15 protein-coding genes are annotated in these 21,221 nt (G+C 64.6%); 4 read left to right on the top strand and 11 right to left on the bottom strand.

The window, feature by feature from the left end; translation table 11 throughout:
• Position 1: 1 nt before the first annotated feature.
• The 5 genes from ACFQS4_RS18220 to ACFQS4_RS18200 all read right to left on the bottom strand — a co-directional run bounded on the left by ACFQS4_RS18220 (position 2) and on the right by ACFQS4_RS18200 (position 6,861).
• Complete coding sequence (locus tag ACFQS4_RS18220) at positions 2 to 1,903, bottom strand: 2-oxoacid:acceptor oxidoreductase subunit alpha (RefSeq protein ID WP_500195142.1); 1,902 nt, start codon at positions 1,901 to 1,903, stop codon at positions 2 to 4.
• A 218-nt stretch (positions 1,904 to 2,121) separates the two neighbouring features.
• Positions 2,122 to 2,664 (bottom strand): NUDIX domain-containing protein, encoded by a 543-nt coding sequence (locus tag ACFQS4_RS18215; RefSeq protein WP_500195140.1) that lies wholly within the window; start codon positions 2,662 to 2,664, stop codon positions 2,122 to 2,124.
• Between the two features lie 109 nt (positions 2,665 to 2,773).
• A complete protein-coding gene (gene aroC / locus ACFQS4_RS18210; RefSeq protein ID WP_500195138.1) occupies positions 2,774 to 3,928 on the bottom strand; it encodes a chorismate synthase in 1,155 nt (384 codons plus the stop codon).
• A 135-nt stretch (positions 3,929 to 4,063) separates the two neighbouring features.
• A complete protein-coding gene (locus tag ACFQS4_RS18205; RefSeq protein ID WP_500195135.1) occupies positions 4,064 to 5,239 on the bottom strand; it encodes an acyl-CoA dehydrogenase family protein in 1,176 nt (391 codons plus the stop codon).
• A 101-nt stretch (positions 5,240 to 5,340) separates the two neighbouring features.
• A complete protein-coding gene (locus tag ACFQS4_RS18200) occupies positions 5,341 to 6,861 on the bottom strand; it encodes a hypothetical protein (protein ID WP_500195134.1) in 1,521 nt (506 codons plus the stop codon).
• A 139-nt stretch (positions 6,862 to 7,000) separates the two neighbouring features.
• On the opposite strand from ACFQS4_RS18200, the gene hemB reads away from it, so the two are divergent.
• The 3 genes from hemB to ACFQS4_RS18185 all read left to right on the top strand — a co-directional run bounded on the left by hemB (position 7,001) and on the right by ACFQS4_RS18185 (position 11,857).
• Positions 7,001 to 8,011 (top strand): porphobilinogen synthase, encoded by a 1,011-nt coding sequence (gene hemB, locus ACFQS4_RS18195; protein WP_500196664.1) that lies wholly within the window; start codon positions 7,001 to 7,003, stop codon positions 8,009 to 8,011.
• A gap of 497 nt (positions 8,012 to 8,508) precedes the next feature.
• On the top strand, positions 8,509 to 10,164 hold the full coding sequence (locus tag ACFQS4_RS18190) for an ammonium transporter (RefSeq protein ID WP_500195132.1): 1,656 nt from the start codon (positions 8,509 to 8,511) through the stop codon (positions 10,162 to 10,164).
• 211 nt (positions 10,165 to 10,375) lie between these two features.
• Entirely contained in the window at positions 10,376 to 11,857 is a 1,482-nt protein-coding gene (locus ACFQS4_RS18185) for a hypothetical protein (RefSeq protein WP_500195130.1), read from the top strand.
• Positions 11,858 to 11,932: 75 nt separating this feature from the next.
• Here the strand turns inward: ACFQS4_RS18185 and ACFQS4_RS18180 are convergent, their stop codons facing one another.
• Together ACFQS4_RS18180 and ACFQS4_RS18175 are read right to left on the bottom strand one after the other, a co-directional pair.
• Complete coding sequence (locus tag ACFQS4_RS18180; RefSeq protein ID WP_500195127.1) at positions 11,933 to 13,330, bottom strand: FAD-dependent oxidoreductase; 1,398 nt, start codon at positions 13,328 to 13,330, stop codon at positions 11,933 to 11,935.
• Positions 13,331 to 13,490: 160 nt separating this feature from the next.
• Entirely contained in the window at positions 13,491 to 15,338 is a 1,848-nt protein-coding gene (locus ACFQS4_RS18175) for an ATP-binding protein (protein WP_500195126.1), read from the bottom strand.
• Between the two features lie 297 nt (positions 15,339 to 15,635).
• On the opposite strand from ACFQS4_RS18175, the gene ACFQS4_RS18170 reads away from it, so the two are divergent.
• Positions 15,636 to 16,292 (top strand): hypothetical protein, encoded by a 657-nt coding sequence (locus tag ACFQS4_RS18170; RefSeq protein ID WP_500195124.1) that lies wholly within the window; start codon positions 15,636 to 15,638, stop codon positions 16,290 to 16,292.
• Between the two features lie 80 nt (positions 16,293 to 16,372).
• Here the strand turns inward: ACFQS4_RS18170 and ACFQS4_RS18165 are convergent, their stop codons facing one another.
• The 4 genes from ACFQS4_RS18165 to ACFQS4_RS18150 form a co-directional block, all read right to left on the bottom strand.
• Positions 16,373 to 17,056 carry a hypothetical protein gene (locus ACFQS4_RS18165; RefSeq protein WP_500195122.1) on the bottom strand — a complete coding sequence of 228 codons (684 nt, stop codon included), beginning with the start codon at positions 17,054 to 17,056 and terminating at the stop codon, positions 16,373 to 16,375.
• Between the two features lie 365 nt (positions 17,057 to 17,421).
• Positions 17,422 to 18,630: a Fe-S cluster assembly protein SufD gene (sufD, locus tag ACFQS4_RS18160; protein ID WP_500195119.1), complete on the bottom strand. Its 1,209-nt coding sequence runs from the start codon at positions 18,628 to 18,630 to the stop codon at positions 17,422 to 17,424.
• Between the two features lies 1 nt (position 18,631).
• Entirely contained in the window at positions 18,632 to 20,062 is a 1,431-nt protein-coding gene (gene sufB, locus ACFQS4_RS18155) for a Fe-S cluster assembly protein SufB (protein WP_500195117.1), read from the bottom strand.
• Between the two features lie 61 nt (positions 20,063 to 20,123).
• Entirely contained in the window at positions 20,124 to 21,029 is a 906-nt protein-coding gene (locus tag ACFQS4_RS18150) for an ABC transporter ATP-binding protein (protein WP_500195116.1), read from the bottom strand.
• Between the last annotated feature and the right edge of the window lie 192 nt (positions 21,030 to 21,221).

Below are 21,221 nucleotides of genomic sequence, written 5' to 3'. Positions count from 1 at the left end.
GTCAGTCACCTGCAGCGGGTTCGATTCGAACCTGCGCGTCCGGTTCCGCGTCCGAGCCGTCGACGTTGAGCTCGTAGCCCTCGACGACGTCGGCGGGTTCGAACGGGTTGCCGTTGTACTTGAGCAGGCTGGTCAGCTTCTCGCCGTAGCGCCCGAGTTCCTTCTGGATCAGGCCGCGGAACTGGGCCGTGGCGTTCATCTCGACGACCATCGCCTGGTCGACGCTCTCGATGAACTCGGTGAGTTCGGCTTCGGGGAACGGCATCATGTCGGAGACGCCCACGGCCTTGACCGAGTGGCCCTGATCGTTCAGACGCTCGGTCGCCTCGATGACGGCCCCCTGGGCCGATCCCCAGGTGATGATGCCGAAGTCGGCCGACTCGTCGCCCGCGTAGGTCTGGTTCGAGTCGTGTTCCTCGTCGAGCTCGGCGCGGATGGCCTCGAGCTTCTCGAGGCGCCGATCCATCTGGAAGACGCGGTTGTCGGGGTCCTCCGAGATGTGGCCGGCTGGCGTGTGCTCGTTCCCGGTCGCCAGGAAGCGCCCGCCCTTCTGGCCGGGCAGCGAGCGCGGGCTGACGCCATTTTCGACGTCGTGCTGGAAGCGGTGGAACTTCCCGGACTCGTCGTGCGGGAGGTCCTCGAGTTCGTCCTCGGTGAGCGTCGAGCCCAGCGACGGGTCGGGCTCGCGGTCGAGGAAGCTGACGGCGACGTTCTCGTTCTCCCCGCTCAGCTTCTGGTCGTAGATGATGATCGTCGGAATCTGGTACTCGTAGGCGATGTGGAACGCCAGGCGCGTCTGCTCGTAGGCCTCCTCGATGTTAGCGGGCGCAAAGACGACGCGCGCGGAGTCACCCTGGCTCGTGTAGAGGGTGAATTCGAGGTCGCCCTGCTCGGGTTTGGTGGGCATCCCCGTCGAGGGGCCGGCCCGCATCGACTCGAGCAGTACGATCGGCGTCTCGGTCATCTCCGCGAGGCCGAGGGGTTCGCTCATCAGGGCGAATCCGCCGCCGGAAGAGCCGGACATGGCCTTCACGCCAGCGTGGCTCGCGCCCACCGCGAGCGCCGCGGCCGCGATCTCGTCTTCGACCTGCTCGGAGATTCCGCCCATGTCGGGCAGGTTCTGGGACATGATGGTGAACACGTCCGTCCACGGGGTCATCGGGTAGCCGGCGATGAACCGACAGCCGGAGTCGAGTGCCCCGTAGGCGATGGCGTTCGAGCCCGAGAGCAGCGCCTGCTCGTCCTCGTGTTCGCCCTTCGGGATGCGAAGGTCGTGCTCGAAGTCGTACTCCTCCGTGACCATGTCGTGGGCGTCGTGGAGGATCTCGAGGTTCGGCTCGAGGATCTTCTCGGGCATGGCGTCGCGCATCAGGTCCTCGATGTGCTCGAGGTCCATCTCCAGGAGCGCTGCCGTGACGCCGACCCCCGCCGTGTTGCGCATGACCTCGCGGCCGTGCTCTTTGGCCATCGCCCGAAGGTCGATCGGGAAGACGTGCCAGTCGTTCTCCTCGGCACGCTCCTCGAGGTTCAGGGTCTCGACATCGTCCTCTGAGAGCAGCCCCGAGTCGTAGACGATGATTCCGCCCTCGTTGAGCTCGTCTAAGTTCTCCGAGAGGGGTTTGATTTCCTCGTTGCCGTAGTAGGCGCCTTCCTTCGGGTTCCGGGCGAAGGAGTCACCGAGTGCGAGGAGGAAGTTGTACCCGTCCCCCCGAGACTGTACTTTGTGCCCCGCCGCGCGGATCTCGACGTAGGTGTGGCCACCGCGAATCCGAGACGGATAGTGTCGGTGGGTAAATACGTCGAGGCCCGACCGCATGAGGGCCTTCGCGAAGTTCTGACTCGTCGAGTCGATTCCGTCTCCGGAACCGCCTGCGATTCGCCAGATAAGTTCATGGTCGCTCATGGTGGATAAGCGGCCTCGGTGGCCAGCAGTATGCGGAATTTTGCTCCAGCGAACCTAAAGCCTTTGCTATAGATTACCAAGAAACTTTCGTGAAGAATGAGGGTCCGGGCAGGATATCTCCCCCGTTTCCGGGTGTACGTACGGAAAACGCGTTCAGAATTGTAGACAGATACCAGTCATATCGACGCTCGAGGTCTAGCCCTACGGGTGAAGGCCGATCACGCTCCATCCCCGAACGGCCTGGTCGCGACCTCGTCGTAGAGAACCGTCGACGGGGGCTCCGAAAACCAGCCGACGTCGGCGATCTCGCCGTCTCGAGCACGCGGTTCGCCGCCGGCGTACTCGCCGGCGAAGATCACGATCAGGTCGAATACCGGGGGATCGTCGGTTTCGACCGAGCGATGTTCGATCACGTGCACCTCGAGCACGCCCGTGATCTCGCACTCGACACCCGTCTCCTCCCGGAGTTCCCGGCGTGCGGCCTCCCGATAGGTTTCCTCGCGTTCGCGCTTGCCGCCGGGGTCGCCCCAGCCCTCGTCTCCCTCGTTTCGCACCAGCAGAACCGCTCCGTCGGCGTTCGTCAGCCAGACGCCCGCGCCACCGAGTGCCTCCTCGTCCGCTCGTTCGCGGACGCGACGGTACCGCTCGGGTGCGTGCTCCCACATCTTGTCGATCGTTTCGAACTCGCCGTACTCGCCCCGCAGGTCGGCAATCGACGACTCGACTCGGCTCCTGGTTCGTTCGGTGACGGGGGCGGCCATCTCGCGGTACTGATGGTGCCGCCCAGTTAGTAATTTCGCTCGAGTGATGGACGATGGACGAGTACGAGTACGAGTTCGAACGCGAGCGAGGGCGGGCGCAGGACGCGCCTCACTCGTTCCGCGGATTGGTCGGGTGGTAGTCGGTATCGTACTCGCCGGGCGTCCCATCTACCCGGTCGGGATTGAGCCGGCCCGAGAGCAACATGAAGTCTACAAGCGTGAGCGCGAGCATCGCCTCGACGACCGGCACGCCACGCGGCGGCAACACGGGGTCGTGGCGCCCGATGACCTGGGCGTCCTCGACGACCTCGCCGGTCTCCCAGTCGACGGTCTGCTGGGGCGACGGAATCGAGGTGGGCGCGTGGAGGGTGACCTCGCCGTAGATCGGTTCACCACTCGAGATGCCGCCCTGGATGCCGCCGTGGTCGTTTTCGACGGGCGTCGGGTTGCCGTCGTCGCCGAACTCCCAGTCGTCGTTTCGCTCCGTCCCCGCGTACTCTCGAGCCTCCCGTCCCAGCCCGAACTCGAAGGCCGTCGTCGCCGGAATCGCCATCATCGCCTGCCCGAGTCGAGCGGAGAGCGAGTCGAACCGCGGGGCGCCGAGGCCGACGGGGACGCCTCGAGCCTCGAAGTAGATGCTCCCGCCGATGGAGTCGCCGGCTTCCTGGTACTCCTCGATGAGTTCCTGCATCGCCTCCGCGGTCTCGGGATGAGCACACCGCACGTCGTTTTCCTCGCTGTGTTCGAGAAGGTCCTCGAAACTGACCTCGGGCGCCTCGACGTCCCCGATCTGATTGACGTGGGCCTTGAGTTCGATTCCCTCGCCCGCGAGCAGTTTCTTCGCGACCGCGCCCGCGGCAACCCAGTTTACGGTCTCGCGCGCGGACGAGCGCCCGCCGCCGCCCCAGTTGCGCGTGCCGAACTTCGCGGAGTACGTGAAGTCGCCGTGGGAGGGTCGCGGTGCGGTGATGAAGGGTTCGTACTTCCCCGAGCGGGCGTCCTTGTTCTCGATGACGAGCCCGATGGGCGTCCCGGTGGTGTAGCCGTCCTGGATCCCGGATTTGATCGAGACCGAGTCGGGTTCCCCGCGGCTGGTCGTGATCATCGACTGGCCGGGTTTTCGTCGGTCGAGGTCCGCCTGAATGTCGTCCTCGGTCAGCTCGAGGCCGGCGGGACAGCCGGAGATCGTACACCCCATCGCCTCGCCGTGGCTCTCCCCGAAGGTCGTCACCTGGAAGAGGCGACCGAAGCGGTTTCCGTTCATGGCTGGCTCTCCGTGGCGGGCGTACTTATCGGTGCAGGATTGTGCAAGAAGAGGCGATACCGATGGTCGTTGGGGTCGATCGCTCTCGAGTGCCGAACTGGATTTCCATCTGGAGGTCGAGCCTCGAGCCTCGCACTACCCCTCGTACGCCGGAATGCCCGTCAGATCGTGACCCAGCACCAGCGTGTGGATGTCGTGGGTCCCCTCGTAGGTGTAGACCGTCTCCATATTCGCCAGGTGGCGCATCGGCGAGTAGTCCGTCGTGATACCGTTCCCGCCGAGCATCTCGCGGGCCACCCGTGACTGCTCGCGGGCCATCCGGACGTTGTTGCGCTTGGCCATCGAGACGTGTTGCGGACGCAGGTCCCCGCGCTCCTTGAGTTCGGCCAGCCGGTAGGCGAGCAACTGCGCGAGCGTGATCTGGGTCGCCATCTCCGCTAGCTTGTCCTGCTGGAGCTGGAACCGACCGATCGGCCCGCCGAACTGCTCGCGGTCGGTCGCGTACTGGCAGGCAGTCTCGAAGCAATCCCGCGCCGCACCGACCGCACCCCAGGCGATACCGTATCGGGCCTGGGTCAGACACGACAGCGGCCCTTTCATCCCCTCGACTCCCGGAAGGACGTTCTCCTCGGGGACGCGCACGTCGTTCAGGCCGATTTCGCCCGTGATCGACGCCCGCAGGGAGAGCTTCTCGGTGATCTTGTTCGTCGAGACGCCGTCGCGATCGGTCTCGACCAGGAATCCCCGGACTGCGTCGCCGCCGGTCGCGTCGCTCGAGCGGTCCTTCGCCCAGACGACCGCCACGTCCGCGATAGGGGAGTTGGTGATCCAGGTCTTCGAGCCGTTGAGCACGTAGCCCTCCCCGTCCTTCTCGGCGCGGGTCTCCATTCCCGACGGATTCGACCCGTGTTCGGGTTCGGTGAGCCCGAAACAGCCGACGGCCTCGCCCGCGCCGAGTTTAGGGAGCCACGCTTCTTTCTGCGCTTCGCTCCCGTAGGCGTGGATCGGGTACATGACCAGGGCGCCCTGGACGGAGGCCATCGACCGCAGGCCGGAATCGCAGGCCTCGAGTTCCTGCATCAACAGTCCGTAGGCCGTCTCGGAGACATTCGGGGAGCCGTAGCCCTCGAGGTTCGGGGCGTAAAAGCCCATCTCGCCCATCTCCGGAATGAGGTCGGTGGGGAAGGTCCCGTTCTCGAAGTGGTCGCCGATGTCGGGCGCAACTTCCGTCTCGACGAACTCGCGGGCAGTATCGCGGATCAGGCGTTCTTCCGCCTCGAGGTCGGCCTCGAGGGAGAGGTAATCGAGCATGGGTGTACGTCCGCGAGAAGGCGTGAAAAGAACTCCTATCCCGTCGCGAAAATTGCCGAGTGTTCCCCGGAACGACTGGGGAGGGATCGTCGATCCGCCCGTCACCCGTCCTCGAGTTCGGCCGTCACCGCTAATGTCTGCCCGTCGAACTCGACGATTCGCGTTTCGCCTTCCTCGTAGTCGAAGGGGCCCAGAGCGGTTCCGCGGTCGGTTCGGACGCGAACGCGCTCGAGGGCGGTCCGGTCCTCATCGGAAAAGAGCGGTAAGGCGTTTCGAAACGCCCGGAAGGGGCGTCGCGGGAGCTGTTCGGGAATCAGTCGATCCTCGCCTTTTGCATCGACGCGCGTAACGGTGAACGTCGCCGGCTTTCGGGCGTCCGCGTAGTTCGGGAGCGTGACGACGGTTTCCTCCCAGCCGTCGTCGACGTCGGCGTCCGCTTCGAGGGCAACGTCTAGAGCGGGCGCCTCGAGGTCGAACATCGCGGCGTGGGTCTCCTCGTCACGGCTGTATCCGACGGAGTACGCGTACCGACCGCCGCCGAGGTAGCCGACGGTCCGACTTCCCTCGCACGGCACGGGATCGCCGTGGTAACACTGCAGGGTCGTCTCGTCGACTATGCCGGGACCCCGCGTCGCGTACGGTGCGTTCCAGGCCCACGGGTACACCGGCAGCCACTCGCCGCCGACCGACTTGTACAGTCGCCACTGGTACGGATTGCCACCCATCGCCTCGCGACTGTGGTTGACCAGCGTGAACTCGAGTTTGCCGGGCGCTTCGATCCGTTCCTCGTCGGGCTCGAGATAGGCTTCGGTTGCGGGGGTCGCGTCGTGGTACCACCGAACCTCCCCGGCGTCGGGGAAGTCGGCAACGCTCTCGCCCGCGAACTGCGACGCCCCATCGGGTCCGGGTTCGTCGGTCGACCAGACGGCGACCTCGAACGCGGTCTCGCGCCAGCCGAAGCGATAGCGCCCCGCCCGAATCGGCGGTTCGTCCGCCAGGTGGTGGCCCAGCAGGTGGTACTCGCCGGTGATCGTCTCTTCGGCCTCGAGGGAGACCGTGTCGGGGAACCAGTCGTCGCGAACGTCCTCGAGTCGCCAGCGCCCGTTCTCGTCACGGGCGTACCCGGGGATGGATTCGGCGAGCGGATGGCCCTCGACGGGCGCCAGGTAGATCGCGTTCCGATCGCTGGACTGACCGACCGGCGGATCGTCGAGAACGACCAATCGCCGGGCCGCGAATGTCTGCTCGTAGGGCTTGTTGTTTGTCACCTCGGCGCGGAGTCTCGCCGGGGAGTCGAGCGTCGCAGGTTCGAGGAAGTCGATTCGCGCGGCGAGGCGGTCGTCCGTCGAAACTCCGCCGTCGACGACCGCGGCCGAAAGCGGAGCCGTCCGGAAATCGACGACGGTGACGGCTTCGTTCGGGTGGCCAGGACCGCCTCCATCGCCGTTTTCACCACCGTCATCGTCCCTGTCGTCGTTTTCACCAATGTCACCGTTCCCATCGCTGTTTCCATCGGGATCAGCCATCGACCAGGACGGCGACTCACCAGACAACAGTTGCGTACACCCCGCCAGGAGGGCGCTTCCACCGACCGCAGCACCGATAAACGCGCGTCGATTCATGTGACGATCCACTGACCAGAACGCCATAAGCTTCGGGCTAGCTCAAAGCTCGATTTCACCGAAGTCGCCGCTACTGGGAGACGGCGCGGCCTCGAGCGCACGGCTTTTGGCCGTGCCGTCGGTAGTGGTGAGTATGAACGTGGACCTCACACACCGTCCCCGCCGCCTCCGTAAGGACCGGGTTCGGGGACTCGTCAGCGAAACGAGCCTCGAGCCGTCGGACTTCATCGCACCCATCTTCGTCGACGCGACGACCGACGAGCGCGTTCCCATCGAGTCGATGCCCGGTCACGAACGCGTCCCGATTGCGGAGGCCGTCCCCCGCGTCGAGGAGGTGCTCGAAACCGGCGTCCAGGCGGTGATGCTCTTTGGCATCCCGCGGTCGAAGGACGCCGAGGGAACCCGCGCGTGGGCCGACGACGGCGTCGTCCAGGAGGCCACCCGTCGGATTACCGCCCAGACGGACGCCTACGTGATCACCGACGTCTGTCTCTGCGAGTACACCGAGCACGGCCACTGCGGGCCGCTCGAGGCGGGAGCACGCGACTTCGAAGGCGGACAGCATTCCTCGGGCGCGAGCGGCGGCCTCACCGTCGACAACGACGTCACCCTCGAGGCCCTGGGGAAAATCGCCGTCTCTCACGCCGACGCGGGCGCGGAGATGGTCGCCCCGAGCGGCATGATGGACGGAATGGTCGGCGCCATCAGGACTGCCCTCGACCGCGAGAGGCACGCCGACGTGGCGGTCATGAGCTACGCCGCGAAGTACGAGAGTGCCTTCTACGGCCCCTTCCGGGACGCCGCCGACGGCGCGCCCAGCTTCGGCGACCGCCGCCACTACCAGATGGACCCGGCCAATCGCCGCGAGGCAACCCGCGAGGTCCGCCTCGACGTCGAGCAGGGGGCGGACGTGCTGATGGTCAAACCCGCCCTGCCCTACCTCGACGTCGTGAGCGACCTCCGGAGGGAGTTCGACCACCCAGTCGCCGCCTACAACGTCTCCGGCGAGTACGCCATGCTCCAGGCCGCCGGCGAGAAGGGGTGGCTCGACCTCGAGGCGACCGCCCTCGAGTCGCTGCTCTCGATCAAACGGGCGGGTGCCGATCTGATTCTAACGTACTTCGCCGAGGACGTGGCCCCGCGCCTCTGAGCCGGGTTCCCCGCTGCTCGGAGGATTCGTCGCACTCGAACGACATCTCGAGTGTGGACGGATCGAACCGATGGTTCGTCTCGGCGGCGGTTCATCGCACTCGAGCGGGGGGTCGGTCGGACGTTCGTCCAGTCAGAGTTTCGGTGGCCGTGACGACTGGCAACGTTTGCCGCGCGCGAGTCTGGAGCCAGCCGTTCCGAACACCTACGGCGGTGATTCCACCGTATTTGCCGCGTACGGACGCCGGCAATTGTCCAGTTTCGGTCGTTCGAGAGCCGTGCTCCTGGAGGGACGGACACCTTAAATCAGTGAAAGGCGCATAATATGTTTCAGGTTTTCACCCTACAGCGATAGATATTAGACATTCATCAACACTAATCCTTATACACTGCCCTTTCATCCACATTGAACGTGAAGTCCAGTCCAAGCATACACAGAAGGTGGTTTGAAGCGAACGAACGTCTACAGAACAATCCCAGCTCATCGAGGGTGCTACTATGATCGACGCCGTACCATTGCAAGTCGATCCCGCAGTGCTCGTCGAGGGCGTCAACCTCGCGTGGGTGCTGACGGTCACCTTCCTGATCTTCTTCATGCACGCGGGCTTCGCCATGCTCGAGGCCGGCCAGGTGCGCTCGAAGAACGTCGCGAATCAGCTGACGAAGAACTTGCTGACCTGGAGCGTCGGCGTCACGGTCTTCTTCCTGATCGGAGCCGGGGTCGAAGGTCTCGTCGCGGGTGACGGATTCGTGCCGGCCTTCGACGTGGCCGAACCCAACGCGTGGGTCGACTGGCTGTTCGGCGCCGTCTTCGCGATGACGGCAGCGACCATCGTCTCCGGAGCCGTCGCCGGCCGTGCGAAACTCCGCGCGTACGTCGGCTACACCTTCCTGCTGGCGGCGGTCATCTACCCGGTCGTCACCGGCCTCACCTGGGCCGGGAGTCACCTGGCCGTCGGTGGGGTCGTCTTCGAGGACTTCGCCGGCGGCATGATCGTCCACGGGATGGGCGGCATCGCTGGCCTCACCGCCGCGTGGGTCCTCGGCCCGCGCCTCGACCGCTACAACCAGGATGGGACGGTCAACGTGATCCCCGGCCACTCGATGACCTTCGCCGTGCTCGGCACGCTCGTCCTCGCCTTCGGCTGGTACGGCTTCAACGTCGGCACCGCGGCGACGGTTTTCGCGCTCGAGGGCGGGGAACTCGTCCTCGGGGACTTCGCCACCGTCGGTCGCGTCGCCATGACGACGACCATCGCGATGGGCTGTGGCGCCATGGGTGCCGGGCTCGTTGCCTGGCTCAAGACCGGCAAGGTCGACACGCTGTACGTCGCCAACGGCCTGCTCGCCGGACTCGTCGGCATCACCGCGATCCCCCACACGACCGCGTGGTGGGGCGCGTTCGTCGTCGGCGGTCTCGCCGGCGCCCAGCTCCCGCTGGTCTTCAGCTTCGTCGAGAACGTCCTGAAGATCGACGACGTCTGCGCGGTGTTCCCCGTCCACGGCTCGGCCGGGGTCCTCGGGACGCTCCTGTACCCGTTCGTCGCCGCACCCGGCGTCGTCGAGAGCGTCGCGAACGCGTTCGCCGCACAGGTCGTCGGCGTGGTCGTCATCGCCGGCTGGACGATCCTCGCCACGGGCCTCGTCTGGGGCGCGTTCAAAGCAGTCGGTCAGGCTCGAGTCACGCCCGAGCACGAACGCGACGGTCTCGACGTGAGCGAACACGGCGTCGACACCTATCCCGAGTTCGGCACGCCCGAAGTCGCGGCCGACGGCGGTCCGATCCGGACGGACGGCGGTACTGCAGACAGCGGCATCTGGATGGTCACAGCCATCGTCCGCCCCGACCGCCTGGGCGACGTGAAGACGAACCTCGCCGGAATCGGTGCCCCCTCGCTGACGGTCACCAACGTCTCCGGTCGCGGCTCCCAGCCCGCAAAGACTGGCCAGTGGCGTGGCGAGGAGTACGCCGTCGACCTCCACCAGAAGGTCAAGATCGAGTGCGTCGTCGCCGACGTCCCAGCCACCGAGGTCGTCGACGCGATCCGCGAGGCCGCGAACACGGGCGAACCGGGCGACGGCAAGATTTTCGTCATCCCGGTCGAGGACGCCTGTCAGGTTCGTACGGGGGCGACTGGCCCCGAAGCCGTCTGACGGCGGATCGCGGCCGTCTCCGAGACAACGTTGGAACGCTCCCCGTGGCGGATTTTGAACACACCTCGAAACGATTCCGAAGGCCTATCGAGACGAATCTCGAACGCCCCTCGCGCGTTCTCGCTCGATAGTTCGGCACTGGAACCGGTCGTGAACGTCGACTGTCAGTATACACTACGTTTCAAGAGGGCGTGCGAAATACGTCGAACCGATGCGCCGTTCGCTCACCATCGGTCTCCTGCTCGTCGCGCTGAGCCTCGTCCTCGTCGGCGGTCCGTCGGCGTTGCTCTCGCCGTCGACGGAAGACGTCGCACCCGAGACGAGCGAAGACCCCGAGATCGAACTCGTCACCTTCGAGGGCTCCGAGAGCGCGATCTGGGCGTACATGAGCCCGAGCAAGACGCACAAGAAACACAGCCCGCTCAACGTCTTCGTTCGGGGCGACAGCGACGAGGTTGTCCGCCTGCTCCAGGAGGAAGCCGACGGCGACTGGCAAGAACTCGAGGAAGACGAACAGGACGCCGACGCCGACACCTACGCGGTGTTCGGGGGGAACGAAACGAACGATACCGACGAAGCCAACGGAACTAACGGAACTGACGAAATCGGAGGAACCAACGAAACCGCGAACGAAACCGACGAAGTCGACGGTACCAACGAGATCGACGAGAACGAAACCAACGAAACCAACGAAACCAACGAAAGCGCGAACGAAACTGGACTCGAGTCCATCAACCGGCAGATCGCCACTACCACGAACTGGGGCGAAACTGCAGGCGGAACTCGGTACGCCTGGGTCGACCCCGGCCCAGACGAGCCGGCCTACTGGACCACCGAAACGGTACAACTCGACGACGGCACCTACTACGGTGAGCGGACCCACATCAGGGTCTACGCGAGTCCCAACCCCGACGACCAGTGGGTCGCCATGCAAGCCCACAGCGAGCACTTCGACTGGTTCACCCTCCGCCACCGCGTCGACGGCGTCGAGAACGCCCAACTCGAGGTCGAACGCGAACTCATGGCCCTCCCACAGGTCGATCCGAAGGAGGACGTCGTCCGCCGGAACGTGGACAACGCTGGCCCCTCCGACGCCGATGGCTGGGCGACCAAAGTCGACCTGGTGGGTCTCTTCGTCCTTCCAATCTTCGGGCTCGCCGCCGGACGGGAGCTCGTCGAACGCACCCCCCAGCCCCTCGAGGACCGTCTCACGGAGGTCGACAAGCGCCGACTCGCCGCCGCCTACGACCGGATCGAGGTTGGCCATCCCATCCTGGCGGGGTCCATTATCGCGCTGTTCCTCGGCGTTCGCGTCGCCGGCATCGCCCTCGAGCAGTGGGCCACGTTCCTCACGATGCACAACATCGCGGCGATCCTGTACCCGGTGATCGCACTGGGCATTCCCGTCGCTACCTATCTGATCGCCCGCGGCCTCGAGTCCAGACTCGACGCGGCCGTCGCGGCTTCGATCTCGCTTGCGGCAGCGATGTGGATCGACTACGGAATGGTCGGCGTCAGTTCACTCCCCATCGACGTCGTGCTCCAGCGGATGCTCGTGATCGTCGCCATCGGGCTCATCGCCGGCGGGGCCGCCCGACGAGCGACTCGGGACCGCGTCCTGAACGACATGCTGCTGGTCGGCGTCGCGATGTGGGGGCTCGTGCTGGTCGGCACGCTGTTCGGGTACTTCTGAACGCGGCGCCGTCAGCCAGCACTCGAGGCCGAGCGAAGGGCGAAGGCTTCGAGGCGGAAAATAGCGTAACGCGACTCAGTCGTCCGCTTGCGCCGGTTCAGGATCGGCACCCGCTCCGGTCTCGAACGCGTCGTCCTCGAGTCGCGGGAAGTGACCGATGGTGTCTGCGCGGAACGCCTCCTCGTCGAAGGTGTAGTCCTCCTCGAAGAAGTCGACAACCGTCTTCGCGTCCTGCATCGCGTTCTTCAGGCTTGTCGAAGCCCCCGGCGAGGGCGTGATGTTGAAGATGATGTCGTCGCCGACGATCTTCGCCTCGCCCATATCGAGAGACTTTTTCTTCGTGTCGACGATCTGGGGGCGCACGCCGCCGTAACCCTTCGCGCGCTCGATGTCCTCGAGTTCCGCGCTCGGGACGACCTTCTGGACGTGCGGGAGGAACGACTTCGGGCCGACGTCGGGGAGGTCGTAGACGAGGTTCCGGAGCACGTACGGCAGGAGGATGCGATCGGAGAGGATGTTGGCGTAGCTGGCGAACGCCGCAACGTTGAGACCGAACACGTCGAGGAAGTCCTCGACCGTCGAGAGTCGGCCGCGCTCGAGCGTTGGCACGAGCTTCGCGGTCGGTCCAAAGCGGGTGATCGAGGGGTCGTGGACGTCCGCGTCGCCGTGGACCGCGGCGAAGGGGAGCTTCTTCATCTGCAGGGTGTAGACTTTACCGTTGAGGAAGTTCTCGGCCAGGAAGAAGCTACCCGCGATAGGGAGCAAGACCTTGTCCTCGCCGTAGCCGAGTTCCTTGGCGATCTGGAGGCTGTGTGAGCCGGCGGCGACGACCGCGACATCGCAATCGAACTTGCCGCGGGCCGTGTCGAGGGTGTAGCCGTCGTACGTCTCGGTCAGGTCGGTGACCTGAGTGCCCGTGAAGACGTCGACGCTGGCTTCCTCGCGGGCGTTGTCGACGAGCGATTTGGCGACCTCGCCGTAGTCGACGACGTAGCCGTCGGGCGTCTGCAGGGCCAGCAGGTCTTTGGCGGGATCGCGACCCTCGACGACCTTCGGCTCGAGTTCGCCGATTTCCTCGCGACCGATCGGGCGCAGCTTCGGAAAGAGGTCGCCGAAGCCCTCGTCGTGGTAGCGGGCCTCGAGTTCGGCGACCTCGTCGTCGCCGACGCCGAGTACCATCTTCGAGCGCTTCGAGTGAATCTCGCGGTCCGGGTCGTGGTGCTCGAGGTAGCCGGCCAGAATTTCGGCCCCTTCTTTGACCGTCTCGGCCTTCTCGAGGGTGTAGTTGGTCTCGATGTCCCCGAAGTGCAGGGTCTGGGAGTTGTTCGTGTGGTGGGAGTTGATCGCCGAGATTTCGGCTTCCTTCTCGAGTAAGGCGATCGACTCGATGTCGGTGAACTTCGCGGTCGTGTAGAGGAGCGACGCGCCACTGATTCCACCGCCGACGATAACGAGGTCGTATTTGCCTGACATGCGTGGTACTGGTGGTTGTCTGAATTACGGACCTGCTCCGGTTTAAGTCATGTTTTATCGGCACGTGTGCCATCAACGATCGTCAGAAGGCGTTTCGACGATCGTAGAAGAAACGGCAATCGACGTCCGAACGGTCAGTCTGCTCCGACGATCGAACAGGTCAGTCCCGCCCGTGCCGGGTAACACACCGCGAGAGCCCGATCAACTCCACGGGTTCGGAGTTGTCCGGCGAGTAGACCACCATTTGCCCCTTCTCCATGTAGGGGACCTTCGACTCGAGGTCGCTCGGGATGTTGACGCTCTTGATCGCGTCCTCGTCGCCCAGGTTGAGGACGACGGTCGTGTTGATCTGTTTGAAGACCGCGTCGTGAATGTCCTGGGGGTCCTGGGTAATCAAGAAGAGTCCCAGACGCTCCTTCCGGCCCTGTTTGGCGGCCTCGGTGAACTTCGTGATGACCTTCCGGGCCTGCACGCTATCGGCGTCGGTGAGGAAGTTGTGCGCCTCGTCCATCCCCAAGATCAGGGGCGTCTCCTTGATCCGGTCGAAGTCCGGGTCGTTCGACAGTTTCTGGTCGATCAGCAGGCTCGAGAGCGCGAGGACGACGGCCTCTGTCGCCCGCGAGTCGTTGATGTGGTAGGTCGGAACGACGCTGAGTTGCCCCGGCGCGACGAACTCCGAAATCAGGTCCGTGATCGGCCGCGCGTCCTGGTCGAACACGTCGTCGAACCCGAAGACGCGCCGCCTGACGGCGTCGTAGGTCGCCTCGTGGACCCGGCCGGACTCGTCGAGTTCCTCCCGCAGGGCCGGGTCGTCGAGGAACGATTTGAAGCCCGCGTAGCTCGCGCTCGACGTTTCCCTGAAGTACCGGTCGAGCAGGTACGTGAGCCCCCCGTACTGGTTGTCGTTGAGCGACCCGCCCGAGACCAGCCAGGGTCGGGAACGGCACATCGAGAACGGGATGGTGAACTCGACCTGCTCGGCACGGTGGTGACCTGCGGCATAGTTCGAGTCCCCCACTTTCGGAACGAACGCCGTCGTGTCGTCGTGGCCGCCGTAGGCGATGCCCTCGCGCTCGAGGCGGCGGGCGAAGTCCTCCTCGAGGTCCGGGTTGTCGTCGTGCATCTGGGCGTACTCGTCCTGGGGATCGAACTGGACGACCGCGGGCGTGACCTCCCGGCCGTCGGCCATCGGGTACCGCCGCTCCTCGGTCAGGTACTGCCGCAGGATGTTCTTCGCGCCGTGGGTCTTCCCGGAGCCCGTCCCGCCGGCGATCAGCGTGTGTCGGAAGACGAGCGGGTCGCCCGAGTCGTAGTCGTCCTTGAGCCGATAATCGATGGTCGGCGGCGAGGCGTTCGTGCGTACCTTCTCCCCGCCGACCGAGAGGTGGCCGAGGAAGACACCCTCCTCGGGCATCTTCAATCCGGTCTTGATCTCGTCTGTGTCGCTCGCTTCCTGGATCACCGTCTGGGGCTTTGGGACGCGGTCGGTCATCCGACGCTTGAGGTCGCCGTCGTCAGAGTAGAGGACAGCGACCGGCTCGAGTTCCGCGACGAACTTGAAGTCGGCCTCGTCGTCGGGGTCGAAGCCGCCGCCATGCATCGCCCGCCGGGCGTGGATCTCGGTCGCGTCGTCGGCGTGGTACTGCTGGGCGTACTCGAGGCCCGCGATCTGGCAGAACAGGCGCTCCCCGTCGGGGTAACTCGCGAGGACGTACGTTCCCAATCGAACGTCCGAGCGGTTGTCGGCGGTGACGTACGCCCGCAGGGTCGTCTCGTCGCCGTCCGTCGAGACGCGCAGGCCCTGCGAGACGCAGATGGTCCCGATGCCGCTCTCTCGGCCGCGCGGTTCGACGGCGGTTCGCTCGAAGTTGCTATCGGTCGTCCCGCTACTCGTGTCCGCTCCCGCGGTCGCGCTCGCAGACGCCGACTCCGCCGCTTCCGACTCGTCGTCGGCCGCCTCGCTCGAGGCGTCGGCGTCGAACGCCTCGAAGTCACCCAGGTCAGTCATACACTCAGGTCAACTGATGGGAGCTACAAACACGTTTCCCTCCGAACGTTCACGAGTGAAAAAGGCTCAGCCCGGCCGACAACCGCATCAGGGGCCCCGACGCGCCGAAATCCGTGCGGCATTCGGAGAACGGCCAATTGACCGGTCGCTCGAGACTGAGGCGAGAATAACGAGCGGGCATCGACGCCCTCGACGAAGTGGCGAGCGCGGTCGCTCGAGCGCGTGACGCGGCCGCTTTCGGTTCCAACAGGCGAGTGTCTGCCGTCGACTTAACCGAGGCGGACGCCGAGAAGCCGTATGACTTCACCGGATGTACAGACCCGTCGACGGTTCCTTCAACTCGGTACTGCGGCGAGCGCGCTGATCGCCCTCTCCGGGTGCGCCGGACCGTCGGGCGACAACGAACCGGAGGCCGAGGAGGGTACCGGAAACGGCCAGGACCGGAACGCGGACGACGAACACGAGGCGACCGAGGAAAACGAGTCGAACGGCACGGGCGACGCGGTCGGCGCGGAGGAGGAGACGGATGCCGAACGCGAGGCGGAGAACGAGACCGAGGGCGCCGAAAACGAGACGGACGGCGGCGGAAACGAAACCAGCGCCGATGGAAACGAAACCAGCGCCGACGACTGGAGCGACGTCGACACCATAACCCTCGGCGCGAACGAGAACGGGTGGAACGGCCGCTCGCCTGGCCTCATCGAGGGCGAGACGAATCCGACCCTCGAGCTGTACGCCGGACGGGAGTACGAACTCACCTGGATCAACAACGACGGCCAACAACACGAGTTCGTCGTCGTTGGCGAGACGGGACCGCTCGAGGGGACGGAAGCCGACGACGAACAGTCCGAATCGTACGCCCTCTCCTTCGAGGCCACGGCGGACATGGTCGAGTACCAGTGCGGAATTCACACCGAATCGATGACCGGTGATATAGTGATCCACGAGGCGTAGCGTCGCTCTCACTTCGGTCGTGGCTCGAGACTCCGAACTCGCCGCCACCACGCGAACTATTCCGCCCTACTCGCTCACGGCTAATCGAGACTCGAGCGAACCTCCTCTACCGGAATCCGGTGCGTACAGGTGAACGACTCGTCGTCGGTCTCGGGCGAGAGCGTGACCGTCGCCTCCTCGGGGACCGCTTCGACAATTTCGTCGAAGTCGTACTCGGCGGGCGGACACACGATGTAGTCGCCGTCGCTGTCCGTCTCGGTCCGGACGGTGATACCGGCGTCCCAGTCCTCGCCGTATCCCGAAGCACCCGCGGAAATCCACCACGTATCCGGGTCGGTGAGTTCGAGGTCGACTCGTTCGTCCGCCGCCTCGAGGGCGATATCGGCGGCCGCCCTGGCACACTCCTGATGGAGGCGATCCGTTTCTTCGACGGTGATCGTTTCCTCGATTGGACCCGCCTGGCCGAGGGACCGTCGCTGATTGTACTGACGACAGGATCTAGAGTCTTCGTACGATTCGTCGTCTTCGGAGGACGAATCGGCTCGAGTGGCGTCGTCGTTTCCGGGCGCGTCTGTCCCCTCGGGAGTTTCTTCAGCCTCGGGGGACCCGTCGTCACCAGAGCCGTCATCGTCGGCACTGTCGGACTCGCTCGGCTCAGCGGTTCGCTCCGAACTGGGGTTCCCGGTTCGCTCCCCGAGACAGCCCGAAAGTACGACAGCACCGACGCTCCCGAGGAGCGTGCGGCGGAAGGGGTTCGTCGCCATATTCAAAATTCCTAACATGACGTCATAAGTCTTCAGGTGGCTCGAGCGCTCGCTTTCGGGCGGGGTAGTGTCGGGGGAACGACGAGAATGAGGACACGCTGGTTCCTGTAGCAGCAGCGATCGGGTGAACGATGTGACGCTCGTCTCGGAGATACCAGCGGAGGAGGACGAGAGGGGAACGATCGTTCGAGCAGTACGCGACTTCTGGCGCCACCGCAACGCGGTGGACACCACTCCAGCGTGTAGGCCACATTACTATACATTCGATAGTAAGAGTAGCGCCGTGATTACCTGAAACTCGAGGGAACAGAAGCGACCAGCGAACAGTGTCCGAGAAACAGTGTGGTAAGTGAGTGAGGAGCGACCTACTCGAGGCGCGCCTGAATCAGGTCCTCGAGGTCCTCGCGCAGCTCGTCGACGGCGACTTCCTCGAGTACGGGTACGAAGAAGCCCTCCACCAACATGTTGCGCGCGAGTCGCGGCGAGACGCCGCGCGAGGTCATGTACAGCAGATCCTCCGCGTCGATCTGGCCGACTGTCGCGGAGTGACTGGCCTCGGTGTCGTGGTTGTTGATGATGAGCTTCGGCGAGGCGTCGGCCTCCGATTCGTCGCTCAACATCAGGGTGTTCTCGCGCTGGTAGGAACTCGTGTCCCAGGCGTCTTTGCCGACGTCCTGAACGCCCTCGTAGACCGAACGGGCGGTGTCGTCGGTGACGCCACGGGTCACGAGGTCCGCGGTCGTGTGCTCGGCGCGGTGCCAGACCTTCGCGTCGATGTCGAAGTGCTGGTCGTCGTGGCCGAAGAAGGCCCCGACGATCTGGGTCTCCGAGGAGTCCCCGGAGAGCAGCGTCGAGGTCTCGGTCTTCGTCAGCTTCGTCCCGATGTTGCCCTCGATCCAGTTGATCGTGGCGTAGGTGTCGGTCTCGCCGCGCTTAGCGCTGAAGCAGTACGAGTCCTCCGAGAGGTTCTGGAGGCTCCCGTACTGGACGTAGCTGTTCTCGCCGGCGGCAATCTCGACGATACCGCTGTAGTACTGCTCCTCGTCGAGTTCGGTCCCGGTAGACTGGCGCTCGAGAATCGTCACCGAACTCGAGTCCTCGGTGACGACGAGCGTGTAGTTGAACAGCGACCGGGAGTGCATCTCGGTCCGGATCGTGACGTCTTCGGCGTCGACGCCCTCGGGGACGTAGATCACGGTACCCGTACTGAACAGCGCCGTCGACAGCGCCGTCAGGTAGTTCTCCTGGGGATCGACGATGGAGCCGAAGTGCTCGCGCACGAGGTCCTCGTGTTCCTCGAGGGCCTCGGCCCACGGGAGCACGTCGACGTCTTCGGGGCCGACCTGGTCCTTCTCTTCAGCTGCGTTGAGTGGGTCGACCAGGGACTCGAAGTCCAGTCCGTGGAGGTTCGTCCAGTTGCGGCCCGGCGTACGGATCACGTCCGGCATGTCCAGCTCCTCGAGGGCGTCGAGGGCCTCGAGACGGGTCTCCAGCATCCACTCGGGCTCCTCGAGGGCCCCCGAAATCTCGCGTACCTGTTCTGGCGTCAGATTGGCGTGTACCTGCGTGCTCATGTTATCCGAGGCTTCCCTCCATCTCGAGTTCGATGAGGCGGTTAAGTTCGACCGCGTACTCGATGGGCAGTTCCTCCGTGATGGGTTCGATGAACCCGGCGACGATCATCTTCTTGGCGTCGTCGTCGTCCAGGCCGCGGCTCTGGAGGTAGAAGATGTCCTCGTCGCCGATCTTTCCGACGGTGGCCTCGTGGGCGACGTCGACCTTCGACTCCTCGATTTCCATGTACGGCATGGTGTCGGAAGTCGACTCGTTGTCGAACATCAGTGCGTCGCACTCCACGGCGGTCGAGGAGTTCTCGGCGCCGTCGGCGATGTGGACCAATCCTCTGTAATTGGTGCGGCCGCCGTCTTTCGAGATCGACTTCGACTCGATCGTCGACTTGGTGTTCGGCGCGTTGTGGTAGACCTTCGCGCCGGTGTCGATGTTCTGGCCTTCGCCCGCGAATGCGATGGTGATGTGGGTGTCCGTCGCGCCGCGACCCTTGAGGATCGAACACGGGTAGAGCATGGTGGCCTTCGAGCCCATCGAGCCCGAAACCCACTCCATCGTCCCGTCGGCCTCGACGATGGCGCGCTTCGTGTTGAGGTTGTAGGTGTTCTTCGACCAGTTCTGCACGGTGGAGTACTGGACGTGTGCGCCCTCCTTGACGAAGACCTCGACGCCTCCGCTGTGGAGGTTGTGCTTGCCGTACTTCGGAGCCGAACAGCCCTCGATGTAGTGGACCTCCGAACCGGGTTCGGCGACGATGAGCGTGTGCTCGAACTGGCCCATGCCCTCGCTGTTCATCCGGAAGTACGCCTGGACGGGCATCTCGACCGTGACGTCCTCGGGGACGTAGACGAACGAACCGCCCGACCAGACCGCGCCGTGGAGCGCGGCGAACTTGTTGTCGCTCGGGGGGACGCAGGTCGTCATGAAGTGTTCCTTGACGATCTCGGGGTGCTCCTTGACCGCCTGGTCCATGTTCATGAAGATGACGCCCTTCTCCTCCCACTGTTCTTGCATGTTCTGGTAGACGACCTCGGACTCGTACTGTGCGCCGACGCCCGAGAGCGCCTTCCGCTCGGCTTCCGGGATACCGAGCTGTTCGAACGTGTCTTTGATGTCGTCGGGGAGTTCGTCCCAGTCGTCGACGCCCTCGCGCTTGTCGACGTCCGGGCGGATGTAGGGGACGATTTCTTCGATGTCGAGCTCGGTCAGGTCCGGCTGGCCGGGCCAGTCCGTCGGGAGCGGCATCGCGTGGTACTGCCGAAGCGCGCGCAGGCGGCGCTCGCGCATCCAGTCGGGTTCGTCCTTGTCGTCGCTGATGAGGTTGACGACTTCTTCGGTCAACCCCTTCCCCGATTTAACGGCCGAGCGCTCTTCTTTCTTGAACTCGAACCTGGCTTCGGTGTCGGTGTCTTTGAGGTGGTCTTGTTCTGAACTCATGATTGGTGTATGTAGTTGGTTGCGGCCCTGGCGTTATGACGGTTCGCCTAGGCAGATTCGGTTACGCGGTCTCGTAGACCTCCTCGCGCACCCAGTCGTACCCCTTGTCCTCGAGTTGCTCGGCGAGGCTGGCGTCGCCGCTCTTGACGACCTGGCCGTCGAGCATGATGTGGACGCGGTCGGGTTTGACGTAGTCGAGGATGCGCTGGTAGTGCGTGATCTGGAGGATGCCCGTACCCTGGTCGTCGCGCAGGGAGTTGATCCCGTTGGAGACGTCCTGGAGACGGTCGATGTCGAGCCCGGAGTCGATCTCGTCGAGGACGGCGATCGAGGGCTCGAGAATCGCGGCCTGGAGCACTTCATTCTGCTTTTTCTCCCCGCCGGAGAAGCCGGCGTTGAGGTAGCGGTGGGCGAACTTCTCGTCCATGTCGAGCTGTTCCATCTTCTCCCGGAGGAGGTCCTGGAACTCGGAGACGCCGATCTCGCCGTCGTCGGCGGGGCCTTCCATGGGCGACGTGGCGGGCGTGTCGTCTTCGTCCTCGTCGTCGCTCTCGCCTTCTTCGAACAGCTCTTCGCGCTCGTCGATCTTCGCGTTGAGCGCCGTCCGCAGGAAGTTCGTCATCGTGACGCCCTCGATCTCGGCCGGGTACTGGAAGCCGAGGAAGACGCCCAGCGCCGCGCGCTCGTTGGGCTCGAGCTCGAGCAGGTTCCACGTTCGCTTGTCCTCGGGAATGTCGATCTCGTCGCCGAACTCGCCCTCCTCGAGGTGGAGCAGGACCTCGCCCTCGGTGACCTCGTAGGCCGGGTGACCGGCGACGATCTTCGAGGTCGTCGACTTCCCGGAGCCGTTGGGCCCCATCAGAGCGTGGATCTCGCCCGAGTTGACCTCGAGGTCGACGCCGCGCAGGATCTGTTCGTCGCCCTCAGCTACTTTCGCGTGCAGATTTTTGAGTTCTAGGCGTGCCATATGATCGGATACCTCTGTCGTCTCGAGAGTGGGGCGTGAGCCTGATAATGGTTTCGTATCTGAGTGGATGATGTGCTGATTTGGGAAGATAATTTTCTGAAAGAGAAAGGACTGGCGAGGGGTCGAGAACGTCCGTATCCGTTCTGGAACGCGGGGCCCGACGCTGTATTAGCCGAGCACGATAAGTACACC

Origin of the sequence: Saliphagus sp. GCM10025317, assembly GCF_042663665.1 — an archaeon.
GTDB lineage: Archaea > Halobacteriota > Halobacteria > Halobacteriales > Natrialbaceae > Natronosalvus.
This window is presented reverse-complemented; position numbering and strand designations above follow the sequence as displayed.